This window comes from Bacillus pinisoli (assembly GCF_023036475.1).
In the GTDB taxonomy this organism is placed as follows: Bacteria; Bacillota; Bacilli; order Bacillales; family SA4; genus Bacillus_BS; species Bacillus_BS pinisoli.
This window is the reverse complement of the sequence record NZ_JAJQKI010000009.1, coordinates 136,830-149,821: the sequence shown is the minus strand read 5'-3', so window position 1 is coordinate 149,821 and position 12,992 is coordinate 136,830. Positions and strand designations below refer to the sequence as shown.

Annotated in this window: 7 protein-coding genes; 5 read left to right on the top strand and 2 right to left on the bottom strand. The window is 38.9% G+C overall.

All coding sequences use genetic code 11. The features are described from left to right. Position 1: 1 nt before the first annotated feature. Both LT143_RS14345 and LT143_RS14340 read right to left on the bottom strand, forming a co-directional pair. The gene (locus LT143_RS14345) at positions 2-343 is read right to left on the bottom strand and encodes a DUF3307 domain-containing protein (protein WP_246943902.1); all 342 of its coding nucleotides are present in this window, start codon (positions 341-343) and stop codon (positions 2-4) included. A 1-nt stretch (position 344) separates the two neighbouring features. Continuing rightward, positions 345-1,493, bottom strand: a complete 1,149-nt coding sequence (locus LT143_RS14340) for a GAF and HD-GYP domain-containing protein (RefSeq protein ID WP_246943901.1) — start codon at positions 1,491-1,493, stop codon at positions 345-347. 194 nt (positions 1,494-1,687) lie between these two features. Here LT143_RS14340 and LT143_RS14335 point away from each other — a divergent pair, with 194 nt between their 5' ends. The 5 genes from LT143_RS14335 (at position 1,688) to LT143_RS14310 (ending at position 12,985) form a co-directional block, all read left to right on the top strand. After that, the gene (locus LT143_RS14335) at positions 1,688-3,922 is read left to right on the top strand and encodes a bifunctional diguanylate cyclase/phosphodiesterase (protein ID WP_246943900.1); all 2,235 of its coding nucleotides are present in this window, start codon (positions 1,688-1,690) and stop codon (positions 3,920-3,922) included. 295 nt (positions 3,923-4,217) lie between these two features. After that, on the top strand, positions 4,218-7,226 hold the full coding sequence (locus LT143_RS14330; RefSeq protein ID WP_246943899.1) for a S8 family peptidase: 3,009 nt from the start codon (positions 4,218-4,220) through the stop codon (positions 7,224-7,226). 84 nt (positions 7,227-7,310) lie between these two features. Then, positions 7,311-8,486: an iron-containing alcohol dehydrogenase gene (locus LT143_RS14325; RefSeq protein ID WP_418909837.1), complete on the top strand. Its 1,176-nt coding sequence runs from the start codon at positions 7,311-7,313 to the stop codon at positions 8,484-8,486. 338 nt (positions 8,487-8,824) lie between these two features. Next, on the top strand, positions 8,825-11,242 hold the full coding sequence (locus tag LT143_RS14315) for a S8 family peptidase (protein WP_272495807.1): 2,418 nt from the start codon (positions 8,825-8,827) through the stop codon (positions 11,240-11,242). Between the two features lie 249 nt (positions 11,243-11,491). Next, a complete protein-coding gene (locus LT143_RS14310) occupies positions 11,492-12,985 on the top strand; it encodes a S8 family serine peptidase (RefSeq protein ID WP_246943897.1) in 1,494 nt (497 codons plus the stop codon). Positions 12,986-12,992 lie beyond the last annotated feature (7 nt).

Here is a 12,992-nt window from a genome sequence, read left to right as displayed (position 1 = left end):
CCTACACATAGATCGCAATGACTAATAATATAAGATGAAAGATTTGGTCAGTGACAATGGACAACCATCCAAGACCAGGTCCTTTTGCTCGTTGAATATTTTCCACCCAATAGGTAACGAATGTTTTACGATCTAAGATGATATGACCGATAAAGATAATCACAATTCCCCAGATAGAAATGCCACCTGAAAGGAAACCAAAGATTGCTACAATAATTGTATAGACTGTTACATGAGATAGTAATGGGATCCACCTGGTTGCTTTATATTGTGCCATCCATGAAGTCTGGAATAGAAAATCCCCTATTAAATGCCCTATTAATAGAAAATCAAATTGACTCATATTAGTTCCCCTTTTGTCTTCCAGGCAGTTTGTAACGCTCCACCTCATAATGACATTCTTCTAATATTGTCGTAAACGCATCGACAATGTCCGGATCAAATAAAGTACCTTTGCATCTGATGAGTTCAGCGGCTCCTTCTTGAAAGGTATGCCCTTTGCTATATGGTCTAACAGTTGTCATGGCATCGAACGTGTCGGCCACTCCAACGATTCTAGCGAACAATGGAATGTCATTCCCAGCTAAACGGTCTGGATATCCAGTTCCATTTAGCCTTTCATGGTGAGAACGAGCTGTTTGGATCGCATAGATCATGGAACTTTTTGGTTCCATATTTGATAGTATAGTTGCTCCAATGACCGTATGCTGCTTCATCGCCTCATACTCTTCATTCGTTAACCGAGTTGGTTTTCTTAGCACTTCGTCTGGAATGCCAATTTTTCCAATATCATGAAGTAATGCCGCCTTATTTAACTCATCACACTCTTCACTTGAAAGACCAAGCCGCTGCGCAATCCAGACAGAATACTTGGCGACTCTTTCTGAATGTCCGGCTGTATAAGGATCTCTTGCATCTAATACACTAGCAAGTGTCTTAATCACACTCATGAACATCTTGTACAGATCGTCATACATTTGACTATTATGAAGAGCTAATGCAGACTGATTGGCAAGTGCTAGAGCAAGGTTTACATCTTGTTTTGTAAATAAGGAATGTCCCTGTTTATTTAATAGCTGTAAAGCACCTATTGAATGCCCCTTTGCTACTAATGGTACGGTAATCATGGACCTAGTAATGAAGCCACTTGATTGATCGACCCTTTTCGCCCAGTTAGGATCCTTTGTTACATCCTCTATTAAATGAGCCTCTCCCGTACTCATGACTTTACCGACGATTCCTTCTTCTTTTGACAATCTAATATTTAGAATAGCAGAAGCGGTAGGTCCATAAGCGGCACTGGCTACGATTTCCTCATGATCTTGATCCAAAACCCATAGTGTACCAGCCTCTGCGCCTACGACTTGTACCATTTGGAGAAGTATATTTTCAAAGACATCTTGAATGGCTAAATCAGAGTTTAACTTTTTAAAAGCCTCAAGAAGACTATAAAGTTCTTGAACTTTGTTCTCGAGTTCATGTATACGCTCCATGCACGGTTTTCCCCCTATTCTTACAGTTAGTACAATTATAGACAATTTACGTCAATAATGCTTTAAAAAAATTAAGAGAAGTTGTGGGATTATAGTCAAATTTGTAAAAATTTGATAGGCAATAATCTAGGAGGATAGTATGATAGAAAGTACAGAAACTTATTTGGGCTATTCAGATTGTCTTGGGAGGATTTATGTTAAAGATAAAAGGTTTATCATCACTGAGCTCACAAATCATTCTTTCCATTGTCATTTTATTAGTTATTCCATTATTTGTAATAGGAACCTATTTATATTCCTCCACGCTCACTGAGTTGAGAAGTATATCAAAGGAGCGGGCCATCAACGTTGCCTACTCTGCGAATAGTCTAATTGAGAAGATGGGAGTAAACCTATTATCAATTACCAAGACCAATTCTAACTGGGAAGACAATCGTCTTGCTGTCATCGACCGGAATACAGTCTGGATAGAGGAGTATGTAAACGTAGCAGCAGACGTTCTGCCAGATCTAGACTTTGTCATTACGGCTGATTTAGAGGGAAACATTATTTCACAACGAGGAGATCTTGAAGAGTTCAGTTCAACTATAACACATGAAGGAATCATATCTCGTTCTGCAGAAGAAGATAATTTCTCGGGATTACTCGTTACATCTAAAGGACTTGCCATTATTGCCGTTTCAAAAGTAACGGACGACTTAGGAGAAGCTGAGCCAGCGGGCGTTTTGATTTTTGGAAGAATACTTGATGAATTGGCGTTATTAGATATAAAAGGAACTCTTAAAACAGATATTGGATTATTAACCGATCAGCAATTCTTCCTTTCAACCACAAACAATATGAAGGAAGAGAATTTACTACCACCCCTTAAACTAAGAAACAACTTTGAGGGAGATCATTATTTTGAAATATTTAAAGTAGGTAGTACTGATTACACGAGAGTAATTACACCTATACATGATATTGCTGGTAAGTCTATTGGAATCATCCAAGTAGAAACACCAGCCAAATCAATTAGTCAATTTTCTAAGAGTTTAAAGGAAATGAGCTTATATGCAGGCCTTATTATTCTTGTTTTAGTTGCGGTTGTTTCATTTTTCCTGCAACGACAACAAACTCAGCTCTATAAAGTTTCTTTAATAGATGAATTAACGGGGCTTCAAAATAGAAGAGGATTACTCCATGCAGGTAAGTCCTTATTTAACAAGCAACAACAAATTGATTCAGGCTACCTTCTATTCATTGATCTAGATCGATTTAAATTTATTAATGACACACTTGGACATGATATTGGTGACCTTTTGCTTCAAGATGCAGCAACCCGAATCCAAGCTTGTGCAAGTAAAGATGAGACTGTCTACCGAATTGGTGGAGATGAATTCATTGTGTTTTCCTTCCAGGGTAATAAAGAGGTGGCAGAAGGGGCGGCAAGACGGATCATTCAAGTCTTCTCAAAGCCATTTTTGTTAATGGATAAGGAACTATATGTCACGGCTAGTGTTGGCATTAGTTTGGCTCCGCAAGATGGAGTTTCGACGGAAGTATTAGCACGTAATGCAGATATTGCTCTATATCAAGCAAAAAAACAGCGCAATCGATATCAATTTTATTCTATTTTAATGAACGAATCAGCCTCGGAAAGAGTAGAGCTAGAAAGCCTCCTCTATAAAGCACTAGAACGCGACGAACTCGTTTTGTATTATCAACCAAAGGTGGATATCAAGACAAAAGAAATCACAGGGGTTGAAGCACTCATCCGGTGGAAGCAACCATTGTTAGGAATGGTTGCTCCTGATAAATTCATTACATTAGCAGAAGAAACAGGCCTCATTGTTCCCATCGGAGAATGGGTGTTTAGACAAGCGTGTAAACAAATGGTGGAGTGGAGAAGTCACGGAATACCATTACAAAAAATGGCGATTAATTTATCTGCTGTTCAATTTCAACATGAGGAACTCATCCAAATGATTACCGGTATTATAAAGGAAACAAAGATTGACCCAACCTGGATTGATCTAGAAATAACGGAAAGTATGCTTATGCAAAACGAAACCAATGTTGATGAAACACTTCAAGCTTTAAAAAGCTTAGGGATCTCCATATCTATCGATGATTTTGGAACTGGTTATTCATCGTTAAGTTATTTAGCCAAGTTTCCAATTGATAGTCTCAAAATCGATAGGTCTTTTATTAAAGATGTTTCAACCGATGATATTTCCAGGTCCATTACAATAGCGATTCTAACCCTTGGGAAAAGCTTACATCTCAATATTGTCGCTGAAGGTGTAGAGGATTTAGAACAGTTACAATTCCTCGAAGACTATGAATGTGATGAAGCACAGGGATATTTGTTTAGTAAACCGATTACGGCAGAGGAATTTGTGGTACCCTTTGAGGGTTATCGAGAAGCGAGTGCTGCAAAAGAATAGATAGAAAAGGAAGCGCCCCATTGAGAGGCGCTTTTTTTTGTTAGATTGCAAATAAACCAAGATGCATCAAGCGGGTAAGGGTATTTATAGCATGCAAGTCGAATTTTAATACATTTAGTAAGATATACCTACTATTAATGGGAATTAATGTTAAATATTCAGATAATTTTGTCTATTTTTTAGAACCTTTGTCGACACAAAAGGAATTAAGAATTATATAAAGAAATATAGTTAAAGTAACAAATAATCTGAAAATTGTTTTTGTAAAACAAAAGGTGAAGGGAGACACAAAGAAATGAAGTTTAACGTAAAGAAGAACTTTAAAAAGGTTGGGATTGCGGCTTTATCCATGGCGTTTTTAATGGGTTCAGTTACTTTACCATCAAGTGCAGCAACTGAGAAATACACGAAAGTAACAGAATTACCAGAGACAGATGGGAAGATAGAACAATTACTATTGCCACGTGGAGCAAATAAGGACGAGCTAGTGGAAGTTATAGTTCAGTTTGAAGGGACTCCATTATTAAAAGAGTATGCGGATGCAAAGGCAGTTGGTAAAAAACTAGATAAAGAGACTCAAAGAAACCATGCTAAGCAATTAGAGAATGGTAAAAAGGTAGCAAAAGACAAAGTTGTGAAAAAAGGCGGAACTGTCATTGACAGTTTTGAAAATGTTTATAACGGGCTTTATGTTCAGGTTAAGAGAAGTGTACTAACTGAACTTGCTGAGCTTAATGAAGTAAAGGGCATCTATGCTGTAACTCCAGTTGAGTTGCATAATGATGCTGGTGTTCCATTTATTGGAGCTCCGGAAGTGTGGGAAAAAGTTGTAGACGGTGTGAATGTTACAGGAGAAGGGATTACTGTAGCCGTTATTGACACGGGGATTGACTATAACCATGCATCATTTGGTGGAGAAGGAACGGTTGCTGCTTATGAAGCAAACGATCCCAACATCATTGAAGAAGGAAGCTTCCCTACAGCGAAGGTAATTGGTGGTTATGACTTCGTTGGAACAGATTATGATGCAGGTTCAGATGACCCTGAACTACGTATTCCAAAACCTGACCTTGATCCACTTGATGAGCAAGGCCATGGCTCTCACGTTGCAGCTACAGTAGCTGGACTAGAAGTTGAAGGTAAAGTAGGCGGCGGTGTGGCACCAGATGCATTACTATATGCATATAAGGTATTTGGTAAGGATGGATCGACTGGTGTAACAACTCAAGCACTAGAAATGGCAATGGATCCAAACGGTGATGGGGATGTTTCTGACCACGTAGATGTTGTAAACATGTCACTAGGCTCTCCTTATGGACATCCTGAAGACCCTTCTGCGGTAGCTACAAATTTAGCAGTAGATGCTGGAATTATTGTGGTAGCATCAGCAGGAAACTCTGGAAACACTCCATACATTACAGGCTCACCTGCTGTTGCTGAAAAAGCAATTTCTGTTGCAGCATCTGTTGATGATGGAGTAGTAGTAGGTGGAGTTGAAGTTAACTCTCCATCTAGTGTAGCAGGTCAATATGAAGCAGCTGAAGGAGGAATTACAACTCCACTTTCAGTTACTGGACCAATCACAGGAGATTTACAATATGTTGGTACGGCATGTTCTGAAGTGACGACCGATTTAACAGATAAGATTGCCTTTATTGACCGTGGTGGTTGTTCATTTACTTTAAAGCTGCAAAACGCAAAAGCAGCTGGAGCTATGGCTGCAGTAGTAGCGAATAGTCAAGATGGTGAACCGATTGTCATGGGGGGAACAAATGTTGAACTTCCTGGTGTAATGGTAAGTAAGGCAACAGGTACAAAGTTTAAAAATGCAGGTGGAGTAGTAAACATCACTCTTTCTGATTCAGTTAGAATTCCTAAGCCAGAACTAGCTGATACGATTGCTTCATTCAGTTCAAAAGGACCTGGACGTTCGGCAATTGGCTTTAAGCCTGAGGTGTCTGCACCTGGTTATAATATTGACTCTGCTGCTTTTGGTACGGGTGATGCTAGTTCTTCTAAGAGTGGTACGTCAATGGCGGCTCCACACGTGGCAGGGGTTGCGGCACTATTAAGACAGCTACATCCAGATTGGAGTGTAGATGAAATCAAGTCTCTGATCATGAACACATCTACACCGATTCAAGATCTACAAGATAATGTATATCCATTATCTCGCCAAGGGGCTGGACGTGTTCAAGCAAATGTCGCTGCTAACACGACAGGTGTTGTGTACCCACAAGCACTTTCACTAGGATATGTTCCTGTGAGTGAAGAAGTAAAGGTACAAAAGAATAAGGAAGTTAAAGTAACTAATAAAGGAACTCAAGCGAAAGAATATACAGTTACTTGGGAAAATAGACACGGTGATCAAACGGGACCTGTTAGCTTATCACTTCCGGGTACTTTAAAAGTAGATCCAGGTGCAAGCAAAACACTAAAAGTTAATTTTGCTATTACATCTGCTGAACTATCAGATGCTGCAGGATTCCATGAGTTTGATGGATATGTGGTATTAACGGATAAGAGCGGTGAAGTATTACGTGTACCGTATCAAGCAGTTGTTGAAAAAGTAAGTGCATTAAAAGCAAAAGCAAATAGTGATTCATTAAAGTTAAACAACGTAGGTGCAACTTCTGCAAACACTGAACTGTTTGAATTTGGTGGTTCAGATGCAGTTGAAGCTAGTATTGAAGATTATCAAGATCTAGTGGCAGTAGGGGTTCGTGCTGAAGGTGGCGTTGCAGAATTTGTGGTTGCTACTGAAGGTGCATGGGAGAATCCAGTCCTAGTAGAGTTTGATGTCTATATCGATACAAATAAAGATGGTATAGAAGACTTTATCGTATTTAACTATGATCTAGGACTAATCACTGGTGCAGCAAGCCCAAGTGGTAGACAAGTTACTGCATTATATAATGTTGCAACTGGTAAGCTATCGCTTCAGTACTATGTATCAGTCGGTGGATCATATAACCAGAACTATATGGGGCTACCGGTATCATTGTCAGCAATTGGGGTTACGGGCGATTTCCAATACCAAGTTGCGTCATTTGCCGATGGAACTGATGTAAATGATGGTGGTTGGATCACATTTAATACGGCAAAACCAAACATTAGCTTTGACTCTAGCAGTCTTGATATAGCTGCAGGTGCAACAGAGCAAGTGAAGGTTTCACTAAATGCAAAAAATGCAAAAGCAATGATTGTAAACAATGCTGATGCTACGGTTACTCCTTATACTCTAGTAGATTTCAATTTAGTAGGGAATAACGGTAAAGTAACAGGAAACAACGGTAAAAAGTAATTGTTAGGTAACTTACATTAATTTACAATGGAACCAGGATTGAAAGTGTCCTGGTTCTTTTCTTTGAAAAAGGGGGAAATGTACATGAGCAAATTTATTTCACCGTTAAAGATATTTTCAGGTGCTGGAGTTTTGTCTGAGGTTATAGGTGAAATCCAGTACTATCATGCTTCAAAAGTGATGATTTACGCTGATCCAGGTATTATTCAAGTTGGAATTGTAAAAAGGCTAGAGAATATCTTGAAGGAAAATGAAATCGCTTACGATTTATTTAGTGAAGTTGTTCCTGAACCACCTTTAATAATTGCCAATAAAGCTGTAGATACTTTACGTAAATGTGATGCAGACTTAGTGATTGGAATTGGTGGAGGTAGCTCATTAGACATTGCTAAAACAGCAGCCGTCTTAAGCCAACATGAGGGAAAGGTAGAAGACTACTTAAACCTTACTGGAACTAAAAAACTTTTACATAAAGGATTACCTAAGATACTGATTCCAACTACATCTGGTACAGGTGCGGAAGTAACAGATATCGCAGTATTCTCGTTAGAGACAACAAAAGATGTGATTACAGATCCGTTATTACTGGCTGATACAGCGATTGTAGACCCAGAACTTACTTACTCCTTACCTCCCAGAATTACCGCAGCTACAGGTGTAGATGCTCTCACACATGCGATTGAGGCCTATACATCTGTGAATGCGTCGCCTCTGACTGACACACTCGCTTTAGATGCAATAGAACGGATTGCTCAAAATATAAGAACCGCTGTATGGCATGGTACGAATATAGAAGCACGTACCGAATTATCTCTTGGCAGTCTACATGCAGGATTAAGCTTTTACAACGCAGGAGTAGCAGGAGTTCATGCCTTAGCTTATCCATTGGGAGGATTATTCAAGATTCCACATGGTGAATCAAATGCTGTCTTACTACCTTATATATTTGATTACATTTGGCCTTCTTGTGTCGAAAAGATGAAGCGGGTTGCTAAGGCACTAGGAGTCTATTCATCGAATATGACAGATCGTGAGGCCGCAATTGCAACTGTTCAAGGTTTATATCATATGGTCCAGGATGTAGGAATTCCGACTAGTTTAAAAGAGTTCGGGATAAAAGAGTCTGATATCAATCAACTGACAGAGGATGCGTTTAAACAGACCCGTTTATTAGGTAGGAGTCCGAAGCCATATGGAATAAATGATATCCGCACGATTTACGAACGTTCATTAAGAGGAGAATTACAATTGGGTAGGTAAAGATAAAGAATTCACATAAGATTTTTCTAGATAAGGGCAGATTTACTTCTGTTCTTTTTTTATTTCCCTAAAATGATACTACTTTCGTACTACATATAAAGACAGATAAGTAGATAATTTTATAAGATTCCCTATTAAACAACCACTAAATTTCCATTTAATTCCCATTACTACGGAAAAATTATCTAAATAAATCAAAGTTAGTCGAAATACTAAGAAAGTTTATTCAAGGAATATTTCCATAAAACAAAGAATATTTAAACTAATGCATGTGGGGTCTGCACAAAAAAGGAGGGGTGGAATACAGCGGCCATATAAAAAGAAAGGAAGGTAGAAAAATGGTTAATACACATCGTAAGTTTCGTTCATTATTAGTTAGTCTTGTATTTTTATTATCATTTTCATCATTCAGTTTGGGAGCATTTGCAAACACAAATACTTCTTCACCTCCTGAATTAGCTGAACTATTTGGTGATATTAATGTTAGTTCATCAAAACTTACCACTGTTATTGTTGAATTAGAAGAGGAGTCATTAATCGAGGCCAAGTATAAAGGTAAAGCACAAACAAAAGCAAGTTTAGAAAAAGAACGTAAAAATGTCAAAGCTGCTGTTGAAAAGGTAGCGAAATCAAGTAAGGTTAATCGTGAATATGATACTGTTTTCTCAGGATTCTCAGTCACGCTCGCTTCAAATGAAATCCCAGGGATCCTAGGTATTCCGGGAGTAAAAGCGGTGTATCCTGATGTTACATATACAGTAACTGGTGATGCTGGGAAATTAGTAGCAGAGGATGCGTATAGTCCAAATATGTTCAATAGTGTGCCCCATATTGGAGTAGACGAAGTATGGGAAATAGGCTTTACAGGAAAAGGTATTACTGTAGCTGTTATTGATACAGGAGCTGACTATACTCACCCTGACCTTGCTCATGCATTTGGTGATTATAAAGGTTGGGATTTCGTTGATAATGACAACGATCCTCAAGAAACTCCTGTAGGTGACCCTAGAGGGGAAGAAACAGCTCATGGTACACACGTATCTGGGACTGTAGCAGCAAACGGTCTTATTAAAGGGGTAGCGCCTGATGCTACATTACTTGCTTACCGTGTTCTCGGTCCAGGTGGTAGTGGGACAACAACGAATGTAGTAGCAGGTATCGAAAGAGCTGTTCAAGATGGAGCAGATGTCATGAACCTTTCATTAGGTAATTCATTAAACAACCCTGACTGGGCTACGAGTATTGCACTTGACTGGGCAATGGCTGAAGGTGTAGTAGCAGTCACATCTAATGGTAACTCAGGTCCTGATAATTGGACAGTTGGTTCACCGGGTACTTCTCGTGATGCGATTTCTGTAGGTGCAACACAGCTTCCTTACAATGTATATAATGTTGAAACGACGACTACTGGTGGAGTTACTTATTCAACTGATAAGGTAATGGGCTTTGCTAGTGATGCAGATTTACTAGCTCTGGACGGAGTCGAATATGAATATGTATATGTTGGTTTAGGCTCAGCTGAGGAATTCGCTGGTGTTGATGTTAAGGGGAAGATTGCGTTAATTAGCCGTGGTGCTTATGCATTTGTTGATAAAGCAGCTAATGCAGCAGCAGCTGGTGCTGTAGGAGCAATCATCTTTAACAATAGAGATGGAGAAATTCCGTATGAAATTCCAGGTATGGCTGTTCCAACCATTAAGATGGATGATGATGATGGAAGAAAAATACTCGCTGAATTAGAAAAAGGAAACAACAAGGTATCATTTGATATAGAGTTTGATCGCCAAATTGATGAAACGGTTGCTGACTTTTCATCTCGTGGTCCAGTAATGGATACTTGGATGATTAAACCTGATGTTTCAGCACCGGGAGTAAACATTGTAAGTACGGTACCAACTCACAATCCAGATGCACCTCATGGGTATGCATCTTATCAAGGAACGAGTATGGCATCACCACATGTTGCAGGTGCAGTAGCATTGATCCTTGAAGCACATCCTACCTATGGTGTAGATAATGTGAAGGCTGCCCTTATGAATACAGCAGAAAACCTTTATGATCCAAATGGTGTATTATATCCACATAATACACAAGGAGCTGGAAGTATTCGTCCTCTTGATGCAATTAATGCAGACACGTTAGTAACAACAGGTAGCCATTCGTTTGGTGTGTTCTATAAGGACAAAGGCAAGCAAGTAGAGAAGCAACACTTTACAATTAAAAACCTTTCTAATAAAAGAAAGACTTATAGTTTTGATGTGAAGTTCACAGGTAACCCAGATGGTATTAAAGTAATGACAAGTAACAATTTACGTGTAAATGGAAACAAGGAGCAACAAGTAAACTTCAATGTTCAGGTTGATGCGGGTAAGCTAAATCCTGGGTATTATGAGGGGACTATTTTAGTAAGTGATGGAGCTCAGTCATTTGAAGTGCCTACCATCCTGTTTGTAAAAGAGCCAGACTATCCGAGAATTACCCATTTCTATGTGACAGAAACAGAGGCTGGATACGATCTAGAAGTTTATCTCCCGGGTGGAGCTGATCAAGTCGGATTATGGGTTTACACTGCTGATACGTTTGATTACGTAGGTGGAAAGCTATTAGGTACAGATGCTTCTAAAGAATTTACTAGTTATAGCTGGGACGGAAAGATTAATGGTGAATCATTAAAACCGGGTGAATATTATTTCTTTGCTTATGCTGAAAAAGATGGACAGCTAGATTATGTGTATACCATTGTTGAAGTAAAGTAGTAATTCTAAGGACTTAGACCACTTGATATTAGTCTAAGTCCTTTTTTTAGATTAATACATTCGTTCAAGAGTAGGAAATTAGAAGGGTTATTTTGATAAAATACGACAAAAATGACAAAAAACTGATAATTTTCTACTTAAAAAGTGCTTAATATAGTGAAATTGTCGGAAAATTATGATTTAATTATATATATAAACTAGATATGCTTAGTTTGTTTACCAAATAAAAAATGGAAAGGTTGGATTGTATTGAGTAAGAGAAAAAACAAAGCACTTGTACTTTTTCTAACTGTATTACTAGCTTTATCTTCTTTTGGTTTTAGTGCTCTTGCACAACAGGATAGTAGTAGTGTTGCTACTAAAACAGAGAAATTCATTGTTGTATTTAAGTCAGAGAGTCTACCAAGCAACTATAAGGAAGTTATCCAGGCTGCTGGTGGGGAAGTTACATACGAGGTAGCGAAGATTGGTACTGTTGAAGCATCAACTTCAAATCCTACAGCTTTTATTAAGACGCTGTTAAAGGATAGGAATGTTATAAGTTTAGCGCCTTCTATTGAATTACCTCTAAACTTACCTGAGGTGGAAGGTAGCGAGGTTGTAGAAAGCAGCAAAGAAGCGAGTGCAATAATCAACAATATTTGGGAATCTGGTTACCAATGGGATATTGAAAAGGTAACGAATAATGGTGCGAGCCATGCAATTGAAAGTGGAAGTAAAGATGTAGTAGTTGGTGTCATTGATACTGGTTTTGACTTTAATCATCCAGATTTAAAGAATAATATTGTATCAGGGTCAAAGACATTTGTACCTGGTACAACAGATGCCTGGGATGCTCATAGCCATGGAACACATGTTGCTGGAACAATCGGGGCCAATGGAAGCATGAAGGGTATTGCACCAAACGTTGGTTTACGTGCATATCGTGTATTTAATACAGGTGGAGCACAACAAGTATGGATCACAAATGCCATTGTAGCAGCAGCTGATGATGGTGTTGACGTGATTAACATGAGTTTAGGTGGAACGCGCGTAGTTGGACAATGGTATTATACAGACCCGGCAACAGGTGAGAAAATCCGCCTTGGTGGTGAAGCTGCAGATATGGTTGCTTATAACCGTGCAGTTCGCTATGCAGTTAACAAGAATGTAACGGTCGTTGCTTCAGCTGGAAATGATGCGCAAGATCTTAGTAATCCTGCAAAGTTGGCTGATTGGTACAATGCTTATTTACATCGTTTAGGATTAACGGCGTATGAAGTACAGGGAGCTGCTTTTAAGGTTCCAGCACAAACTCCTGGTGTAATCACTGTATCAGCTACAGGTGGTGGATTTGGAACGGAAGACCGCCTAGCCTTCTTCTCTAACTATGGTAATGGAGCTGTTGAATTGGCTGCACCAGGTGGAGATCTAGGTCCTGATTATCCTAACAGTAGTGCTGATAAATTTCTAATTTTAAGTACAGTGCCAACTTACTTAGCCAACGTATCCCCAAGAGCTAAAAGAGCTGAAAGTTTATTCGGTAAAGGTTACGGCTGGAAGGCTGGTACTTCTATGGCATCACCACAAGTAGCTGGTGTAGCAGCTGCTTACATCTCTAAAGTATTCAAAGAAACAGGTAAGAAGCCTACGCCTAGCCAAGTTCAAACTCACTTACAACAAACAGCTGTAGATGCTGGTAAAGTTGGTTATGATGCTAATTATGGTCATGGTATTGTCAATGCTTTTAATGCAGTAAAGTAAAATGAAA